The organism is Clostridium sp. CM042 (assembly GCF_055080995.1).
Genome location: NZ_CM143646.1, coordinates 1,096,580 through 1,117,492 on the forward strand (window position 1 = coordinate 1,096,580; position 20,913 = coordinate 1,117,492).

A 20,913-nucleotide genomic window follows, 5' to 3' on the forward strand; every position below is an offset into this window, starting at 1 on the left:
TCCCCAATTAAGGATTTGTATACTTCCTTGCCTTCATTAGGAAGAGCGAATAGTTAATTTTATTACCTTCTATAATTTTTTCTCCATAAAAAAAGGAATTCGATTCTATGTCGTTAAACCCAGCACTAATTAATATGCTTTTTAAGTTTTCTTGATTAAACCCATTATGACCATCAAAATCTGGATGTTCTTTATGAAAACTGCCGTCTTCTTCATCCAAATCTACAATACATAAATAACCATTTTCATTAAGTAATTCGTAAAAGCTCTTTATTATTGATGCAGTATTATGAATATGATGCAATACCATAGAATTATAAATAACATCAAAATTCATATCTAATGAATTCTTATCAGATATATCTACATAATTAGTAAACATATTATTTACTTTATACTTATTGATTTTAAAGTTGAGTATATCTATCATTCCTTTTGATGAATCAACAAGATTAATTCTTTTAAATTTATCATAAAGATTAAAACTTACAAGACCAGTTCCACACCCAAACTCCATAGCAGAATAATTCTTATCAATATCAATTGATTTACTTATTTCATCTGCTACTATTTTTGCTCTATTAATTCTTTCATCGGTATCCCAATTTTTAGCATAGTCATCAAAACTCATTTTTAAGTTCCCTCCCTAAATTTAGTTTTTATTACGATAGTGCATCAATCATATATCTAAGTCTGAGTCCAATTCTAAATGGCGAAAATCTTCTGTTTGTTGCCGATGAAACCGTACACTAAAAAACTTCTAATTATTGATTTACCATAGGATTTAAAATGTTCTCTTCTAATTTTCTTAAATCAGTTTTATCACCATTCACCTTTATCATAATTCCATCTACTATTTCTACAATCGCATTTCCTATAATATATTCTTTCACTTTATCTTTCTTATTAGTTTTAGTATCCTTGTCTTTATCAATTTTCTTGATTTTAACGCCCTTCTCTTTAGCTACTTTTTTTAGTATTTTATATACCTACATCCCTTAACTAAACCGTCTGAAGTTTTCATTTACTACATTTTCCTAAATTATTGATATCACTAATAATATATTGGTATCCTATCTATTATATTCTGACAAAATTATATATTACGGTTATTTTGTCTATGCTAAAATTGCTTATTCTTTGGCTACTGTATTATCAAATACAAGTTGTATACTGCGTTATCAATTTTTTTAATATATGGACCTCTCTACTCGATGATTATTGTTATGTTTGATACGTTTAATTAAATCTACCACCTCACTTTTACATTTACCCCTTTTATGCTAAACTTATTTAGAGGTGTTTTGTATGAAGAAATTAATAAAAGTCGTAGGAGCTATTATCGAAAATAAAAATAATGAAATCCTGTGTGCTCTTCGCTCTCCAAGAATGACCATTCCAAACCATTGGGAGTTCCCTGGTGGTAAAATTGAAGATGGTGAAACTTTAAAAGAAGCTATTGAAAGAGAAATACAAGAAGAGCTATCATGTGATGTTGAATTTATTAATATATTTAATGAAAATACTCACGAATATGATAAATTCATAGTAAATTTAATTACTGTTAGGTGTCGCATAGCATCTGGTACTCCTACCGCATGTGAACATTCAAAATTAATATGGTTACATAGAGAAAATTTACTTTCACTAAAATGGGCTCCAGCAGATATACAGGCTGTAAAGCAACTTGCACTAGAAAAGGTATAGCAAAATTTTGCTATACCTTTTTAGTGAATTCTGTATATTTATCTGTAGGCATTTCATTCTTTAATTTTATCTTAACCGTTATAGGCTTTTCACCTTCATACTCTATTACATCACCCTTACCTATGTAAATATAAGGTTCAGATGCTCCATCGATTTGCTTGTATTTCCTTACAAAAATATGTAGGTTAATCTCTCTTTGTTTATTGAAAATTATATTTTGTCCTCTGTCTGAACTTTGAGAAGTACTATTTGGACTTTGCCATTGAAAGTATTTGGTATCTATAAATTTATCTTTATAATTTATACTTTCTTTAACATCGTCTTCCTTATGTAAATCTACAAAAAGAAAATATTCATTTCCATTTGTTATAAGTCCACTTCCCCTAAAGGAGCTATGAATTTTAGTATAATTAGAAAGTAATGCTGCATCTATCATTTGGTACTGCTCATATAACTTAAAGAATGGCACTCCATAATACTTACTCTCAAACTCTTTTTCATATCTTATAAGAGCATAGTTTACAACATCATCAATGTACATTCTATATTTTTTATTATGTATTACCGTCTTAAAATCCCATGTACTACTTAAAATACCACCATTAAGATCAAAGCATTTAATATTGTTTTTAACTTGAGCTGAATCATAATAGTCTTGATTTAAACACTGAAAGGCGTGCATAATGCTATTATCCTCTACAAACTCAATATACTTTAATATTTCATTTTTAGCCTGCACTAAGCTTATTTCTTCATGACTTAGTAAATATTTAATTATACTAACTTCATACACTCTTTTTATAGGTAGTCTTGCTGAAAACTCTTTAATAATTTTGAAGAAAACTTCCTCTTCCAATAGTTTTTTTAAAGCTTCATCATTCTCCATTTTAGCCACAAACCCAATATAAGTTTTTTCCTTATTTAAAAATCTTAAAGGATTTGGAGCTCCATCATACTTTATATAATCCATAAGAAAATAAGGAGTTTTTCCACAATTCATCACCTTAAACTCTAAATATTCTTCCTTTAAGTATTTCATGGAATTAAAATTTTCTTCAGTTAACTGCTCTAATATTCTTTCCTGAGCAATTCTATCCATTTGAATATTTGAACATCCAGGTATATTACCAAACTGAGTTGCAACAGCTACCTTTAAGCTATCTTTATCATAATATCTTGCACCATTTAGAGCTAATGCTATTAAAAATACTTTTTTATGATTTCCTATAAAATCTAGTACAGTTAAAAAAGATTTTTCTTTATGATTTCTAAGCCCTCTGCCCAGCTGTTGTATAAATATTATAGGAGAATTTGTTGGTCTAAGCATTAAAACTAAATTAATAGCTGGAATATCCACACCTTCATTAAAAATATCTACAGTAAATATAACTTCTAAGTCATCCGCATCTGATTCTAGTTTTTTTATATTATGTTCTCTTTCATCAGCAGAATTTTCTCCTGTTAAACATATACTTCTTATCCCTCTTTTAGTAAATTCAGCTGCCATATACTGCGCATGATCAATACTCGCACAGAAGCCTATTCCTTTACGTTTCTCTCCATCATAACCGTAAAATTCCATCTTATCGATTATGAAATCAACTCTTTCATTAACCTTTAATCTTTTAACTACTTCATCTATATCCTGAAGATTTACATTACTTAAATCAATACCCTCAATATCAGAAATACCAAAATAGTGAAAAGGAATAACTAGTTCTAACTCCAAAGCTTCCCTAAGTCTTACTTCTAAAGCCACATTATTATCAAAAATATCGAATATATTTCCTCCATCACATCTTTCTGGGGTTGCAGTCATACCAAGTAAAAACTTTGGTTTAAAATACTCCATAACTCTTTCATAAGATGAACTCGAAGCATGGTGAGCCTCATCTATAATCATATATTCAAACTCATCGCACTTAAAATTCTCAAGATTATTATTCATTGATTGTATAGTTGAAAATAAATAATCTGCATCTAAATCCTTACTTGTACCAGTTAGAAGCCCTGTAGATATATCTTTATTCTTAACGAGCTTTTTAAAAGCACTCTCTGCACCTCTTAATATTTCTTCCCTATGAGCCAAGAAGAGTAACTTTTCAGGTTTATAGCTAATAGCATCAAATGCTGACATATAAGTTTTCCCTGTACCTGTAGCCGCAATAACCAATGCTTTATCTTCACCAGAAGCTCTTAATCTATATAAATTATCCATAGCTTTCTTTTGCATAAGATTAGGCTTAATTAATTCATAGCTGCTAAACTCTAAGTTGTTATTTTGTAGAGTTTTCTTTATTTGCTTTAGAAAGTCACTGTATCTATTAATAAATTCATCATCCACAATAGAAGCTACTTTCCACAAACTTAAATACTCCTCCAAAACCTCACGGGTAAAGCTATCATCTTTTTTAGAAATAACTTTAACATTCCACTCTACATTACTTTTTAAAGCTCTTTGAGTTATATTGGAAGATCCTATAATTATTTTATATTCCTCTTTATTTTCAAAAATATAGGCTTTAGTATGAAAACCCTTTTTATTAGTAGCAATAAAAATCTTTAAATCAATATTATTAAACTTATTTATCCTCTCAAGTGCCTTTGGTTCAGTAAAATTAAGGTATGTAGATGTTAATATTTTACCCTCCACGCCTTTTTCCTCAAGTTCCTTAAAAGTGTCTAATAAAAGCTGAAGTCCACTAAAATTAATAAATGCTACACTAAAATAAAACTTTTCACACTCACTTAAGCATCTCTTAAGCTCATCTAATAGATTTCCTTTTTCCGAATTCACTATTAACTTATTATTTACTAGAAATTCATTTTTTTCTATTTCTTTATGTTTAACATCAACAATATTAAGTTGCTGATGTTCTTTAATATCTATGTTATCTAGTATTGAATTCATCTTATCCCCCGATTTGGTATGTATATTCAAAAATGTACATCGTGCCTTCTGCTCATATTTTTCAAGTGTCTAACTTCATATACCACTAAGTTACTATTACTCCATTTATAAAAACTCTTGTAATTATAAAATTGATTCATGTAAATATACTTAACTGTTTTGGCTATATTTATAGCACTTATTTTAATATGTATATGAGATGTTCTATTTCTATATAACATTTTTTTAATTTAATGTACTATGCACATTGGATCTTATTCTCCACTCTCAAGTTTACCACCTTTTCATTCCTCTACATATGTAATTATTCTTCAAGAGTTAAAAAACTCCTTTATTTACGGAATGAATTGAATAAGAGTTGAAAAATCGTCAATAATTTAAATACACCAATTTTATTATTAGATTGATAATCAATACTGCATTGGGATCCCCCCTAAGTGCAGTATTTTTTTAAAAATTTCAATTCATTTACGATTCTTTCGTGGCAATTTAAATTCTAAACTTTAAACAAACCACATCTAATAGTCGGTGCTTATATACAATCACTTAACACTTAATTATTCCTTTAGTCACCATTTTAATTTTCAAATCCCAATTTACTAAATCACCAATAGTATTAATATTTAAACTATTAAGCTCTGGAGCTGTAGCTCTCCCTACCATGCACAACAATTCTAGAAAGCTTTCTTGCACACTAAATTTTAAAATTTGTGAATTATATTATAGTAATATTTGATGGTCTTCTTCATTTGTATTTTTATTCTCTTAATATGACATTATAAATGTCCATTAATCCTGCAAAAAAATAAAAAATCCCTCATCCCTAATAGTAAATATAGTACCTTCATTTATTCTACATAAAGCATAAAATACCTTTTATTAGGAAAAAAAATTCATAAATATAGGTATACATATAAAAATATTCTGTAATAATATTGTCCTTATTTAAATTATACAAAAAAAAGCACCTATAGTCCAAACACTTTTTTTTAAGTGTCCTGTCTACTGGTACCATTATACTCAAGAAATAGTTTCTTTTTTATTTTTGTAGATTGCAATATAAAATGTCCGAAATTTTCAAGAAAAATATAATGTTAAGTTATAATGGTTTTCTGTTCCATCATATTAGCAGATAGACCGTTAAAAATCCTTCTTGGATAATTGTTGATCCAGTGCTGTATTTGCATAATTTGTTTTTTAGAGAATGCTGAAATATCCACACCTTTTGGGATAAATCGTCGTATCATTTTATTGATATTCTCGTTTGTGCCTCGTTCCCATGAACTATATGGATGGGCATAATATACTTTAGTTCTCTTTCGTTTATTCCTTACTGAGGTCTCAATACCCTCGAAATCAAGGTTCTCACAGCCGTTATCACAGGTGATTGTTTTAAATGTTTTTGAGAATGCCATTCCCATTTTACGCTCCAATTTGTCCAATTCCTTCACAACAGCGACCTGTGATTTAGAAGGTATTTTAAAGATTAACTCCTTGCGAGTTACTCTTTCGCTTAACACCATTAATACAGTCTTTGTACCCTGCTTTCCTACTACGGTGTCCATTTCCCAGTGCCCTATCTCATCACGTGCAGCTACCGCTGTAGGTCTTTCTGATATGCTTGTCCCTTTGGTATTGTTATACGCCGGCCTTATTTTTTTATAGTTTCTCTTTTTGGCATTCTTTTTAACAGGCAGATCTTTGTTACTTATGTTTAAGAATAAATTATTATCCAAATAGTTATACACAGTTTTGAAGCAAATGGTTGTTTCGAATTGTAGATCTTTATTTGTTATATTTTGAATAGCTGCATACGGAGATTCGCCATATTTACCAATGGCTTTTTCTGTCAAGCATTTTTGAAAATGTCCCCCAATATTTAAAACATTAGCACCAGTTTTTCTGGTGCTTTTATTAATTTCGGTTACTTAATGAAGGTTGCACAAAGTGGATATAAGATTATTTAGTCGCTTTGAAGTTTTCCTAAAATCTTTTCTAAATATCTTTTAGCCGTAGGCTTATAATTGTGGGTAAATTAAAGCTTAAAGGTCATTTTTGAAAATGTGTATGAATCCTTCCATTTATATTAGCGTAGCTAATGGATGACAATGCATTTCTTTTTATTAATTAGATTTTATTATTTATGACTTCCATTAATCGGTTTCTTAATTTATTATCAAAGTATGTTTTTGGTTCACTTAATAAACCTTAGAAGATTGTCTTTTTCAAAGATCTAAAATGAGTAGATTTTTAGTGTTCCTATGCTACATTATTCTTCCTGTGAGCCTGTTTCTTTAGATACCGCTCAAATGAATCTCGTTTCCAAGGATGACTCATTGGTGGTATGTAGTGTTTTTGGGGTTGGTCATTTGGAACAACTAAATCAAAGTTCTTAGAGGAAAGTTTATGCCCTGGTAATAAATCTAGCGCATAAACTTTTTCGTCTACACACAAAAAAAGCTCGTTACTAAATGCCTGAATTACCATTCCAACAGTTCCTTTGCGATAATGTACAGGATGTCCATTGCAATCTATAGGTAAATAGTAATTCTTTTTAAATTTGATACAACTTCCGTTATCTACTTTCCTACTAGTCAATACGGCAAGAGTTAAGTTAATTTTTTCAATATCTGGTTGCATTTCAAAGACAGATTTGATATTATCAACAGGTAATGCAAACTGAGCATTGAATTCTTTTATGTAGGAGTTTAAGAATTCGTTTGCTTGCTCAATTGTGTTTATACCAGCTAGTCGCATTTCCAAGGGGAGGCGTGATTGTAACGTCTGAAACATTCTTTCTATGCGCCCCTTGGCTTGTGCAACACTACTGGTCCTAATTTCTATACCCAATTGTTTACACGCATAGCTAAACTGTGTAAATGTGTCCTCTTCAACTGAAGGGGAATTTTTTTGTTTATATTCAAATACAGTACGTCTATCAGTGAATAACATGTAGGGTATACCATAGTAAGTAAGCACTTGGTGTAGTACATGATAGTAGCCATTTAAAGTTTCCTGTGGATCAAAATAAGCCCCCATAATAGCGCCAGTGGCATCATCTACAGCGATATGCAACTGACTTTTTTCATTGCCGAACCAAAGATGTACCGAAGCATCCATTTGAAGCATTTCACCTGTATAAGCACATCTTGGACGTCTAGGATGTGCATCCTCGGCAGCAATTATGGAACTTTGAATTTCAGCAATTTCTTTAATAGAATTAGTTGTCTTTTGTAGTTCTTTTAATTCTGCCTTGATCCTTTTTCTGGTAGCACGCTTCGCCTTAGGGGACAGTATGAAATCCTGTATAAGGATAGAGTGAATAGTACTAGTAGAAACCGTGTAAGACATTATCATAAACGGATCATACTTTTTTGTTCTCTGTGATAAAATTTGATTGACTCATTTGAAATCCTCCTGTACTTGTGTTGGTTTAGTCACTTAACATTGTACAAGATTTTTTCTCTTGAGTCTTTATTTTTTGTTCTATGGTCATTTCATTTTACAACTTACCTTTCTTTTTTATTTTATAAATTCAAGTAGAATATTTTTGCTTTTGATGCTATAATCTTTATCGCCTTTATCTCGCATATCAAATATTTTTTAGGTGTTCAGTGAGCCTTAGGGTTATCAGTAGTTTGATAGTAATTTCGGTTGGTAAATTAATTAGTGGTATTACTTTCACATCTTTCTTTATATTTATCAACATCAAAGATACTCTTATTTGTTATAAAATTATCTTCATCTAAATCTATATATTCCTTGATATAGCTTATTTTATAATATCCTATATCATATTCATCGTATATAGTGGGTTTTTTGTTGTTATATATATTGAAATTATAAGTAAATAAATCTAAATCTTTTTTTAGTTTACTAAGGGCTATCATTTTATCAGAAAATTTTATAATTTTATTATTTAACAGCTCTTTGTACCTATTAAAAATCTCTTCGCTATCAATAACAGAGCCATCTTCTTCTTTATACTTTGTTATAAGAAATAAACTACAATTCTCAGTATCTATCAGTTTCATTATTTTATATACTTCTTCAAACTGCAACTTTTTTAGATTAGTTTTGTAATTAATATAATTTTTATATTCTTCTTCTAATAATCGTTTATAACATAAATCATAAAAATCATCGAAATTTTTATTAATTAACATATCTTTATAAGTTTGATTTAATAAATTATTTTCCACCCTATAATCGTCTTTATATATAAAACTAGCTTTATCCAAATTAAAAAAATAAACAAAACCTTGATTCTTGAAATTACGTGCTATTCTACCCGCAAATTGCTCTTCAGAATCCAATATAGATATATCTTTAAATCCGACTTCCATATCTATATCAACACCTGCTTCAATGGTTTGTGTGCATACAAGTATAATTTTCTTGTTTTTAAAAGTATCATCATCACTTTTCCCATTTATATAATTAAATGCCCATTTTTTATAAAGACTATTACTATTACTAGTTAATTTAATAACCTCAAAACCCTGTTTTTCATATGTTCCTTTAAAGTATTCATAAGCTTCGGATGTACTTTTTGTTGTTATGAATTCTATAAGAATTCTATGTTTTAAAGAGGTCTCTATGATTGTATTAACAGTTGAATATATCTTATTTATTATAAATTCTCTAAGTAATTTATTTTTGAGAGTTTTATCTGTGATTTTATCGGCTTTAGCACATACTTCAGTTGTTTTATTTTGACCATATTTTAACAAGTCAAAATTAAAAATAACACGTTTTTTGAAATAGTCATAATAATGACTTCTGTTAGTAATTAAATCGGGGATAGCAAATTGTTTATCTTCTAATAGAATATCCATTTTAGGTAATGTCGCACTCATTATTATCATTTTAAAATTCAGAATTTCTGAAAATTCCTTAAATGAATTTATTATATGAATCCATAACTTATTTTTATAAGCCTGTATTTCATCTAATATATAGACACTGTTAATTATGTTACATAACATCATTGCATGTTTTCTTTTATTACTAAATAAAATATCAAAGAGTTTCACACTGGATATAATTGATACTGGATAATTTAAAGTCTGGTTGTCTAATAAATCTTTATCATAATTAAAATCACTATCTTCTTCTTCATTAGAAGTAACAATTTCGGATTTAGAATTTATTATAACTACATCTTTTGGGTCTACTCCTATACTATCTTTTATATAAGTGTAAGTTTGTTCATTTATACTCAAGAACGGGGCAACATATACTATTTTTTTATATTCTATGTTATTTTTAATCATAGCTAAGACTAAATTTAGACTTGTGTTACTTTTACCTGAACCAGTAGGTGCCTCTAAATATAATAGTACTTTATCAAAATTATTTTTTAGATTCTTTTCAGATTCTAAATGCATTTCACTTCTATATTTATTTATTTGTTTAATGTTTATAATGTTTTTATCTTTCTCATAATTTCTTATTGATTTTACAACAGCGGTTTTATTATATTTTTCTAAAAAACTATCAATTTTTACACTGTCAATCAAAGTATATTCAAATTCTTTTTCATTATAAAATTCATATACACTTAAAAAGTCGCATGTTATAAGTGTTGAATATGCCACCTTTGTAAATATATATATAATAAATGGATTTTTATATTCGACATTATTAAAAAGTAACTTAGCAACATTATATATATTATCATTATTGTTGCATTCATCAATATAATGCTCATCTTTTAATTCTAAAACATCATTTAAAAATTCAGTATAATTTATATCTTTTAAATCTGAATGATGCCTACTTATTACATAAGCCAAAATAACCATTAAATGTTTTATATATAATTTGATTTTCTTATCTTTTTTCCTGTCTTCAGAAAATGAATTGTTGCTTATTTTACTAGCATATATATTAATAAATCCTTTTGATGACATTAAGCTATGCCTTTTATTTACATTATCCCAAATATATTTCTTGTATAAGTGGTTCCCTACATAGCTTTGAAAATATGGATTGGTTTTGCCAATATCGTGTAAGTACAACATATCTTTAAACATTTTATAAATAAATTGTGAGGATTTTTTTTTCGCATGTTCGGTTATACTAACATTTGTTAGTATTTTATCTATTATGTTTTTAATTATTTTATCTATATTATTATTTTCACACAACTTCTCATATTGTTTTATCATTAATTTTAAATGATTTTCTAATAATTCACCTGGTCTGCTATTAATATTTTTAAACATTTCACAATCCATTTTTAATTCTCCTTTACTTAATAAATTTTGGTTGATTACAATTCTTAAAAAGATTACATGTTATCTCATTACTGAGTTTTTAAGGAATTAAAGGCTAAATCCAATGTTGTTTAAAAACATTACATGTTATCTCATTACTGAGTTTTTAAGGAATTAAAGGCTAAATCCAATGTTGTTTAAAAACATTACATGTTATCTCATTACCCTTTACTTTAGATATTATATGTAGTGGTGCAAGTTTAAAAACATTACATGTTTGGATCTATGTCAATATCTTAGACATAAAAAGTCGAACTTTTTATGAAGCCTTTTTAGCCAAATCTTCACACTGTTGAGGAGTAATATATCCAATACTACTATGTATCCTTTTTAGATTCTACTAAGCTTCTATATATTCAAATATTCCTAATCTTGCAGCGTCATAATCAAAATATTTAACATGGTAAACTTCTTCTTTTTTCAATGAGGCATGAAATGATTCAATGCAAGCATTATCATATGGGCAACCTTTGGCACTAAATGAGTGTTTAATAATTTTAGTGTTCTCTATATATTCTTTAAAAGCGGAGCTTGTATATTGGCATCCCAAATCGCTATGAAGTATTAGAGGCTTAGTTGGTTTTTGTAGCTGTATACCATTTTTAACAGCCTGTAGAACTAATGTAGTATCAATGAATTTAGACATAGCGTGACCTATTATTTTTCTGCTATAAAGATCCATGACTGATGCTAAATAGCACCAACCATCTTTAATAGTATGGATGTAAGTGATATCTGTTACCCACTTTTCATTAACTGTAGTAGCTGTAAAATCTCTCTTTAAAATGTTTTCCTGCTCTATTATTTTATTTTTAGATGAAGTTGGTCTATATTTTTTTACTATTAAAGATCTTATCCCCAATTTTTTCATCAATCTTTGTGTTCTTTTTAAACTAATAGTTATCCCCAGTGCATTTAGTGATTTATTTATTTTAGGAGCCCCATATCGATTTTTGCTTGTGCTGTGGATATTTATAATTTCTTTTTCTATATTCTTGTTTTCAATTTCTCGCTTGCTTGGTTTCTTGTGTAAATGATTGTAATAAGAGCTTCGTACAACACCTAAAACCTCACACATTAGTTTGATATCATGATATTTTTTGTTGTTAGTAATGAATTCAAATACAGTAGTTATTTCCTTGCGAATATACCCATTGCTTTTTTTAATATTTCAACTTCTTCTTCAAGCTTAGCATTTTTCTTTAATAAGTTTTTGTATCCTTCTGCTGTTAAAGTTATATTTTTATCCACAGCTATTGGCTTATTTTTATTTATCCAACCTGTTACCGTTGATTTTGAAAGGGCATATTCACTGCTTAACTCTGCTAAGCTTTTTCCAGAGTTATATAGCTCTACTATTGTGTTCTTAAATTCATCTGTATATTGTTTTTGACCTCTTACCATTATAAACACATCCTTATCTTATTTATATTTTAATGTGTTCGGCTTTCCGTGTCTACAATATTATACTAATACCACTTGCAACTCTGTTTCAGCGTTTAAAAACATTACATGTTATCTCATTACCAGCTTAAAACATATCCTTGTTCAAGGTTGCTCCTGTTTAAAAACATTACATGTTATCTCATTACGGATTGCCAACTAACCTACAGACTGGCTATTTTGGGTTTAAAAACATTACATGTTATCTCATTACCGTACATTATTTTCATGGAAAGCTATCAGCATTTTGGTTTAAAAACATTACATGTTATCTCATTACACGCACACACCTTTATAAAATCTGTTTTTTATTTACGTTTAAAAACATTACATGTTATCTCATTACTTATAGGGAGTTAAGGTATAAAAGGAGTTTTTAAAAGTTTAAAAACATTACATGTTATCTCATTACCAAATAGATGGTGCAACTACTAGGATTAAGTCAACGTTTAAAAACATTACATGTTATCTCATTACCTATTAGCCATTATTTTCGCCCCTCATATTTTCACGTTTAAAAACATTACATGTTATCTCATTACTTATAGGGAAAAATGTAAAGGAAAGCATATAGAATGGTTTAAAAACATTACATGTTATCTCATTACTAATTGATTTTTTTAATGTCAAAGTATTCCAATATAGTTTAAAAACATTACATGTTATCTCATTACGGGAAATCCATATGCTATGCTTTTACATAGTGTCCAGTTTAAAAACATTACATGTTATCTCATTACACTTATCTCTTGCTCTGTACCATCTTCTAGTGTCTGCGTTTAAAAACATTACATGTTATCTCATTACCCAATAGACTTGTCTTCTCCACCAACAATCATTTGTTTAAAAACATTACATGTTATCTCATTACAATATTAGCGTTAACGTCTATTTTACTATCATCTACGTTTAAAAACATTACATGTTATCTCATTACGGAATTCCGATGTTAGGTATGGGTTTGATGAATTGTAGTTTAAAAACATTACATGTTATCTCATTACCTATTACTATTTCACCTTCTATAAAATCTTCACCTGTTTAAAAACATTACATGTTATCTCATTACCTTATAACAAATTTAATGGTAAAGAATTTTGATGTGTTTAAAAACATTACATGTTATCTCATTACGAACTATATTAAAATACACTAATGAATATGATAAATGTTTAAAAACATTACATGTTATCTCATTACAAAGTTTTAATTGCTATACAAGAAAATAAAATATCTGTTTAAAAACATTACATGTTATCTCATTACTTCTTGGTATTTTGAATATGTTTTAAACTCACACTTGTTTAAAAACATTACATGTTATCTCATTACTAGCGACAGGAAGTGGAAAGACAATTATAATGTCGTTTAAAAACATTACATGTTATCTCATTACTAAAATGACATTTGCAAAAGATAAAGCAACTATCATGTTTAAAAACATTACATGTTATCTCATTACCTTCACGCTTGGATTTTTAGACCCTGATTCTAATTCGTTTAAAAACATTACATGTTATCTCATTACCATAATATCTATTACACCTAATAAATTGTTTAAAGGTGTTTAAAAACATTACATGTTATCTCATTACTGAATCTTAAAACCGAACCTGTCTTAATGTTCCTTAGTTTAAAAACATTACATGTTATCTCATTACATTACTTATTTTACTCTTTCTAAATTATTGCCATACGTTTAAAAACATTACATGTTATCTCATTACTTAATAAAAGACGTTCGTCTGCATTAAATAATATAGAGTTTAAAAACATTACATGTTATCTCATTACTGCTTTATTAACAGCATTATTAGTTTCAAGCACACGTTTAAAAACATTACATGTTATCTCATTACTAATTACTTACCTAACTTTCTTACTTCATTAAAGGCGTTTAAAAACATTACATGTTATCTCATTACGGAAAAACAAAGGATAGCTAAAATCATAGAATATCCGTTTAAAAACATTACATGTTATCTCATTACCCTTGCGTTCGCTTGATAATGGAGAAAGATATTTGTTTAAAAACATTACATGTTATCTCATTACCCTTTTGTTATAGCTGTTTAATAATGACACATGCGTTTAAAAACATTACATGTTATCTCATTACTTGAGGCAAGATACTTTTAAGACTTGTTAGCCACGTTTAAAAACATTACATGTTATCTCATTACCTTATAAGTTAAGCCATTCCTATTATTGTCAATGTTGTCGTAGCCCTTTACATTAGTAGTTTTCTTATTTTTTACCAACTGATAGCTATTTTTAACATTCCTTATTTAAAGGCATTTATGAAAATCGGTTGGTAAAATAAAATTTAAAGCTACATGAAATATAAAATAATATTTTCATATTTATAGAAATTATCTATATTCTTAACTTTGAAAATTTCAAAGTTAGTGAAGACAGTTTTCTCTAATTCATACAAACTGTTGTCATTTAATTTTAGTGGTAGATATTCTTTTAATAAAAAGCCCATGTCTTTACATCCATCATAGATTTGACTATCCATATCTAAAATTTCCTCGGCTAAGCAAATACTATCTATTTTATATATTTCATTTGCATCTGTAACTTTAGTCTCTATAATTTCAACATTTTCTATGTTGGCAAAATGGTCGTTACTACCTAGATAGGGATTGAAAACACATTTATTTTCCGATAAATATTCTTTGATTTTATTCCATAGATTTATATCTACATCACCTTGTTGTAAATATATCTCCCAATTAGGGTTAGTCAGCCATTGCTGCCTTATTAATTGTGTTACATTACGCCCTTCTTGTTTGTTAGAGTAGCCTGTGGCATTATTGAAATCTACGATAGTTTTTGGCCAATAGTTATTTTTAGGAACTATACCAATTTTTAACTCTTTTAAAGATTCATAATAAATTATTTTACCTTTGTTTTTTAAATATTGTTGCCTTCCATCTAGTCCTATAATCGCACCTATAATGCCAAGTAAAGCTATTTTGTGTATGTTTCCAAATGTCAAATTGATATTATTTATTTCTGGATTTTTAAAGAAAGCAGTTTTACCTTTCAAATTAAATTTAACGCACTCCACTATTTTATTTCCTCTCTCGTTATAATGTTAAATATCTTCATCTTAGACTTCACATTTGAATTCTTCTCTTCTCCCTTTAAAGTTAAAGTGTATGGATTGTAATATATCTCTACAGATTTTAAATCTTTTTCTACATTTTTACTATTTAATATTTCTATAATTTGAGTTATGTCATAAATTCTTTTACTATTACCTCCTTCATCGTCATAGACACTTACATATTGACCGAGTTCATTCAAATTGAATTTACCATCTATATTGTCATTTGATTCTACGAATAAAGCAAATTCATTTTGGCATCCAACTTTAGATGCACTATTATAGTTAGAAACTGCAATCAAGGAACTCTCTTTAAATAAATCATAAGCTTCCTCGGGATATCCATTAAAACCTTCAATTACACCCTTATATTTATTGTATTCCATAGGATTTAAAGAAAAACTATAAGCATAATGTGCTTCATTAACAAAAACTGTTTCTCCTATGCTAGATTGATTCTTACTAGCATCAGATTGAAAAGTACTTAATATACTGTGAGCTTCAACAATTGTATTGCTGTATTTATTATCACCGTTGTTTATTTGTAGAGCTCCTGTTATATTAAAATTTTTCTTTTCTTTAGATTCTTTATTTTTAGTTTTTTTCTTTTTACCATCAGTTGCTGGTACTTCATCTATATTTTCGGCAGGTTCATCATTTTCTGCATTACCTTTTGTTGCAAATACAATCCCGTGGTTAATTACATCAGTACAGGTCATTATATTTTTTCTTATTAAAGATATATTGTCTTTGTTATAATCTGTGTCAAACAATTTATTATAACGTTCTCCAATAGATATTACGCCATGTTCATTTTCTGATTTCAAATAAAATATCTTTACACCTTTCTCATTCAAATAAAATCTTTCTACATACTTCAAAGCTTGATGTGAGCCAAATATGATTCCATCTTGTGTACTTTTAGGACCCTTGTCAAATCCTGCATTCCAGTTAGCTCTTCTTGCACTTATACCTATTATTCCATTTACTCTGTTATTTTTTATCATATTAATACACCCCTTATTATTTGATTTCTTTTAATTTTTTACTGAAAAATATATTGTTAGATAACAAACCTGCCATCAACAAATTTTTATGTTTTCCTATAATGCTATTACTGCATTTATATAACATAATAGCGCCAATTAAATTTTTTAAATTAGTCTTTTGCATATGAATTTTATGAAGTCTTTTATTAAAGTCATTTGTGATTATTATTATTAACATTTCTGTGTTATTACAATTTACATAATTTCTTAGAAGATTGCAGTTCCTATTTTCTATTTTTGATTCAGTTAATGCTGACAAGAAATATCCTACTTGACCGCAAGCGTATAAAAATTCAGAATCATCTTCAAAACTGTATCCATTTTGTATTTCTTTCATTTTAGTTTCAAATTTTTCTTTAACATCCATCATCTTTCCTCCAATATTAGTAGTTGTAAATTTATCGGTTACAGCTATCATTAAATTAAATGCTTCCTTAATATCTTTAAGGTTTTCGGTTTTAATGCTAAATTTAAATAATATTTCCATTATTTTATTTATATTTTGCTTGAATCCCTGCTCTACACCTAATTTGAAATAATCATTTATTAAGCCACTATAAGTCTCTTTATAAATTTTTTTATTGTTATATTGATTCACAGGTATGTTTCTATTTTCCGTAAGTTTATATAAAATAACCCTTAATTGCTCTCTTGATTCTATTTCAAATACATTTAACTTGGAATTTGTATAGTCTTTTACAATAAAATTATTGTAATTCTCTATAGCTTGGAAAGGTATAGAATCAAAATATGTTATCTTCCCATCATTTTGCTCTATTTTGTAGCCTTCAATTTCATTATTATTCCTTAAGTATATGTTTAAGTCTCTTAATTTAAGGGCTTGCTCTGCATTTACGGTGTAGGGTATGCTTGTTCTATTTGAATTTAAAGTTAACAGCGGTTTTTTACTATCTAAGGCATAGTTTACGGCTGGCAGACTATAAATTTCATTATTTACTATGGTATTATATTTATTACTATTAAAAATCCTGGGTATTATATATAATGCATTTTCTTCTTTGTATTTTGAAACTGGAGCATTTATAAATATTTTTATTTTAGCATTTGTACTACGTGTAATAAAATTCGCAATATCATCTGCATTTTTTAATAAACATGTACGCACATTATCTATATCCATTTTTCTACCTACGTTATTTAAGGTTTCAAATAATTTTGCATAAGTTTTCTTTATAAATTCTTCGACACTTACACCACTATTGTCAATACATTTTTTTGCTGATTTCGACTCATTTACTAAACTATAAATATTTTTTTCTGAATTATCTTCTATTGCTTTAAGATAATCTTCAATGGCAGCAATAAAATATTGTTTTGGACTTAAACCATTTTTTTCAGAGTTAGCCATTATTATTTTTATGTTAAAGAAAAAAGATAGATAATTACAACTTGTTATAACTTTACTCGTTATTCCACCTATATTTACTGCTTTATTACTGTTTAGATAATTGCTATAGTAGTTACGCTTCTTAAAAAAATTGATATCTTCTATTTTTTCTATACTACCTTTTGATTTATTATTGATTACTAAAATATCATCTTCATCAAATTTTTTGTCAAGGTCTAACTTTAGATATATTCCATTTTCAAGTTCTATTCCCGTTTCTATATATTTTGTTATTTTATCTTTGCTAACTCTGCCTAGTTCATCTTCATTAATTGCGTCTATTATTTCTTTATACATTTTATCACCTCACCTTAATCTAAATATATTCCTTTACAAAAGCCAAACCCTAAACTGTTTTTTTCTAAGATCCCTTCCACAATTGATAAGTTTGCTAGTTCTTGAGCTTGGTTACTTAAGGAGAAACCTACTTTTATTTTATTTCCTACTAATACTGAATTTTTATAATCTACTACGATAGGGGTATGGTTTAATATTTCTATATATTCTATAACATTGCATGTATTTAAAATCTTATTACCTGTTAAATCTTCATATTTTCTTTTTAAATTATTTTCAATTCTATTAATTAATAACATATGATTACACCCGCTTACCCAATATTTTTGTTTGGTTTTTATTTCCATCAAATCAGCAGGTATTTCATCATCTTTGAGCATACATATAGCGGGAGTATATGTTATAATTTCCTTAATACTTCTATACTTCCATGTCCTCATATTTATTGTTATAGTCACAAATTCTTTAGCTCGCAGCTTTCCTAATTCTTCTTTGAATAGATTTATAACAGTATAGTCGTGACTTCTTACTAAAAATCTATATACATTATCTTTTTTATATTCCATATCTTTTTCAACAGGATATAAAGTCGAGATGGAATAGTGTTTAAACCCAGTCTTCAGATGTAAATCTTTTAACTTTTCTTTATTTAACATAACGTAATTTATTGCATTTGATAATTTTTCATTTATATTTTTTATGTGTATATTTTCTAATAAGTATATTTTTATCTCTAATTCAAAATATTCTTTTTTATTCATCTTAAGCAGCTCCCTTAACATTTAAAATTATAATGAAATTTTTAGTTGTATTTTAATGACCATAGTTATATATAACATTTTTTACTTCAATTAGATACTAATTCTATAACTTTAAATTAAAACCTCCTTTTTCTAATTTTTTGTATGTTTTAACATATTGATTTAAAAATAATATTTAATTAACCTTGTTCAAAAAATTAGCAACAGAGAAAATTCGCGTTCTTCAAAACCTTCATCAAGTAGTGAATTAGTTAAACTTGATAAGAATGCTATCCCCCACGGAACTGTTTGTGGACATCAGCTTCGCAATTGGAGAATTATTACTAAACAATATAGACATAAATGGTTATTCCCAGTTCAATGTGAAAACTGTGAAAAATGTCCTATGAAAAGCAACAAAACTTATTACACTAAAACATTAGACAATCCAAGGTATTTCACTCCAATATTAAGAGGTTCAAAACAATGGAAATCTCTTTATAAAAGACGTTCAACTACTGAAAGATGTTGGGATAGAATAAATAACAATTTTCATGCTGAAGATGCAATTATTTATTCTGTTGGGTGTAGAATAACAAGGGTATTTCTTGGTGCATTTTGCAGTTTCATAGATGCTTGGGCTTCAGAAAAATTAATAGCCCTTGCTGATATTTTCCCAACTCTTAAAAATATAGCTGCGTAATTTAAAATAAATTTCAATTCAATAACCAGCCTACGGCTTTTTTAAAATAGTGTATAAAAAAGTCTTTTTGTCATGTCCGTAATTAATTCAAATATAACTTTTCATTCAAATAAGCACTTTTAATACTTAAATATGGAAATTGTTAATTATTGTTTTCCGACTATACTATTTTCAAACATTCCGGGCAGCTTTTTTTATTGCTACCAAAGAACTTTGTTCCATCAATATCGACAACATTATATCCGTCAATTGTTCCATTTTCAAACACCTTATTCGCAGCTGCCTTTTTCACAATGTGTTGGTTTATTTATTTTAATCCGTTTACATCAATTACTTTAAGTGTAACTCTAATTGCATCAACTTGAGGAATCTTTGTCCCTCGAGGAAATACTTTACTAAACTCATTATTTTTTATTATCAAATTTAGTCCATTAAGCTTCTTATTCTAAGCAAAAAACCTAAAAGCACAGGTAATATAACTTGACCTGTGCTATAAGTTGGGTTGAATCTACCATTAGATAGTTTATACAAACCGCTTTCAATGTGGTAACCATTCTTCATATATCTTACTAATTTTGCAAAATAGTTATTTCTCATTTTCCATCTCTTTTTCTGATTTTACCAGAAAGAAAGAGAATAAGAAAGTCAGAATTTGATACACTTTTTGTATCGGTAAAAATGTAAGTGAAATGAATGGTTTGACTATGGTATTAGCTAAAGTGCTGGTCAATGGGTGCCAGCTATTGTTCTAAATCATCATAGTTTTCTATGGCTGCAAACAGTTCATTATAAAATCTATCTGCAATATAATTTGTCAATGAACATCTTTGAGCCATGCAATTCCTCCCTATGTTCTTTAGTTGGATAAATTTTCTATACTTCCCATAATTTAAGAATTGTTTACCTTCATTAGCTAATAGTTTATTCTTATCATTTACAGTTAATCTCATCGGCAAGGCAACTACCTTCTTTTATACTATTAGCATGCCCTCATATAGGAACATATATTCTATTGATATATTATAAAAATGTTTTACTAGCATAAAAGAATCATTATCTCACGACTGAAATCAAGAGTGTGAGTGGTTCAGTTATCAAGACCTGATTGTAGTGCGTCACAATATAGCTTTATGGAACTGAATTCCTAAGTCAAATTAGCAAATTCGCTTCGCTCATAAAAACCACCGGGGTACGTGAACAAATTGTAAACACAATTTGTTTTGCTAAATGTCTTACAATGTGTACCTTATAATACTTTT

General features: G+C 28.0%; 14 protein-coding genes, 2 pseudogenes and 1 CRISPR repeat array. Of the genes and pseudogenes, 2 read left to right on the forward strand and 14 right to left on the reverse strand.

Going from position 1 to position 20,913, the window contains the following annotated elements:
• Nucleotides 1–7 precede the first annotated feature (7 nt).
• Nucleotides 8–631, reverse strand: coding sequence for a class I SAM-dependent DNA methyltransferase (locus ACWJJ7_RS05165; RefSeq protein WP_462964240.1), 624 nt, complete (start codon nucleotides 629–631; stop codon nucleotides 8–10).
• A 133-nt stretch (nucleotides 632–764) separates the two neighbouring features.
• Nucleotides 765–893 carry a hypothetical protein gene (locus ACWJJ7_RS05170; protein ID WP_462964241.1) on the reverse strand — a complete coding sequence of 43 codons (129 nt, stop codon included), beginning with the start codon at nucleotides 891–893 and terminating at the stop codon, nucleotides 765–767.
• 415 nt (nucleotides 894–1,308) lie between these two features.
• On the opposite strand from ACWJJ7_RS05170, the gene ACWJJ7_RS05175 reads away from it, so the two are divergent.
• Nucleotides 1,309–1,707 (forward strand): (deoxy)nucleoside triphosphate pyrophosphohydrolase, encoded by a 399-nt coding sequence (locus ACWJJ7_RS05175; protein ID WP_462964242.1) that lies wholly within the window; start codon nucleotides 1,309–1,311, stop codon nucleotides 1,705–1,707.
• Between the two features lie 10 nt (nucleotides 1,708–1,717).
• Here the strand turns inward: ACWJJ7_RS05175 and ACWJJ7_RS05180 are convergent, their stop codons facing one another.
• The 9 genes and pseudogenes from ACWJJ7_RS05180 to ACWJJ7_RS05220 all read right to left on the reverse strand — a co-directional run bounded on the left by ACWJJ7_RS05180 (nucleotide 1,718) and on the right by ACWJJ7_RS05220 (nucleotide 18,972).
• Entirely contained in the window at nucleotides 1,718–4,618 is a 2,901-nt protein-coding gene (locus ACWJJ7_RS05180; RefSeq protein ID WP_462964243.1) for a DEAD/DEAH box helicase, read from the reverse strand.
• 1,094 nt (nucleotides 4,619–5,712) lie between these two features.
• Nucleotides 5,713–6,471 (reverse strand): IS30 family transposase, encoded by a 759-nt coding sequence (locus ACWJJ7_RS05185; RefSeq protein WP_462964244.1) that lies wholly within the window; start codon nucleotides 6,469–6,471, stop codon nucleotides 5,713–5,715.
• Nucleotides 6,472–6,877: 406 nt separating this feature from the next.
• Nucleotides 6,878–7,960: pseudogene (locus tag ACWJJ7_RS05190) on the reverse strand (ISNCY family transposase); the annotation flags it as partial.
• Between the two features lie 320 nt (nucleotides 7,961–8,280).
• Nucleotides 8,281–10,860 (reverse strand): CRISPR-associated endonuclease Cas3'', encoded by a 2,580-nt coding sequence (locus ACWJJ7_RS05195; RefSeq protein WP_462964245.1) that lies wholly within the window; start codon nucleotides 10,858–10,860, stop codon nucleotides 8,281–8,283.
• 298 nt (nucleotides 10,861–11,158) lie between these two features.
• A pseudogene (locus ACWJJ7_RS05200) lies at nucleotides 11,159–12,303 on the reverse strand (IS3 family transposase).
• A gap of 93 nt (nucleotides 12,304–12,396) precedes the next feature.
• Nucleotides 12,397–14,525: direct repeats of the CRISPR family, unit length 30 nt; unit sequence GTTTAAAAACATTACATGTTATCTCATTAC.
• 149 nt (nucleotides 14,526–14,674) lie between these two features.
• The gene (cas5b, locus tag ACWJJ7_RS05205; RefSeq protein ID WP_462964246.1) at nucleotides 14,675–15,418 is read right to left on the reverse strand and encodes a type I-B CRISPR-associated protein Cas5b; all 744 of its coding nucleotides are present in this window, start codon (nucleotides 15,416–15,418) and stop codon (nucleotides 14,675–14,677) included.
• Nucleotides 15,418–16,464 carry a type I CRISPR-associated protein Cas7 gene (locus ACWJJ7_RS05210; RefSeq protein WP_462964247.1) on the reverse strand — a complete coding sequence of 349 codons (1,047 nt, stop codon included), beginning with the start codon at nucleotides 16,462–16,464 and terminating at the stop codon, nucleotides 15,418–15,420. Before ACWJJ7_RS05210 ends, cas5b begins: the two co-directional genes overlap by 1 nt.
• Nucleotides 16,465–16,480: 16 nt before the next feature.
• Nucleotides 16,481–18,211: a hypothetical protein gene (locus ACWJJ7_RS05215; RefSeq protein WP_462964248.1), complete on the reverse strand. Its 1,731-nt coding sequence runs from the start codon at nucleotides 18,209–18,211 to the stop codon at nucleotides 16,481–16,483.
• Between the two features lie 14 nt (nucleotides 18,212–18,225).
• A complete protein-coding gene (locus ACWJJ7_RS05220; RefSeq protein WP_462964249.1) occupies nucleotides 18,226–18,972 on the reverse strand; it encodes a CRISPR-associated endoribonuclease Cas6 in 747 nt (248 codons plus the stop codon).
• 385 nt (nucleotides 18,973–19,357) lie between these two features.
• Here ACWJJ7_RS05220 and ACWJJ7_RS05225 point away from each other — a divergent pair, with 385 nt between their 5' ends.
• Nucleotides 19,358–19,654 carry a hypothetical protein gene (locus tag ACWJJ7_RS05225; RefSeq protein ID WP_462964250.1) on the forward strand — a complete coding sequence of 99 codons (297 nt, stop codon included), beginning with the start codon at nucleotides 19,358–19,360 and terminating at the stop codon, nucleotides 19,652–19,654.
• A gap of 160 nt (nucleotides 19,655–19,814) precedes the next feature.
• Here the strand turns inward: ACWJJ7_RS05225 and ACWJJ7_RS05230 are convergent, their stop codons facing one another.
• The 3 genes from ACWJJ7_RS05230 to ACWJJ7_RS05240 form a co-directional block, all read right to left on the reverse strand.
• Nucleotides 19,815–19,946, reverse strand: a complete 132-nt coding sequence (locus ACWJJ7_RS05230; protein WP_462964251.1) for a hypothetical protein — start codon at nucleotides 19,944–19,946, stop codon at nucleotides 19,815–19,817.
• A 131-nt stretch (nucleotides 19,947–20,077) separates the two neighbouring features.
• Nucleotides 20,078–20,251 (reverse strand): hypothetical protein, encoded by a 174-nt coding sequence (locus tag ACWJJ7_RS05235; RefSeq protein ID WP_462964252.1) that lies wholly within the window; start codon nucleotides 20,249–20,251, stop codon nucleotides 20,078–20,080.
• A 143-nt stretch (nucleotides 20,252–20,394) separates the two neighbouring features.
• Entirely contained in the window at nucleotides 20,395–20,610 is a 216-nt protein-coding gene (locus ACWJJ7_RS05240; RefSeq protein WP_462964253.1) for a hypothetical protein, read from the reverse strand.
• Nucleotides 20,611–20,913 lie beyond the last annotated feature (303 nt).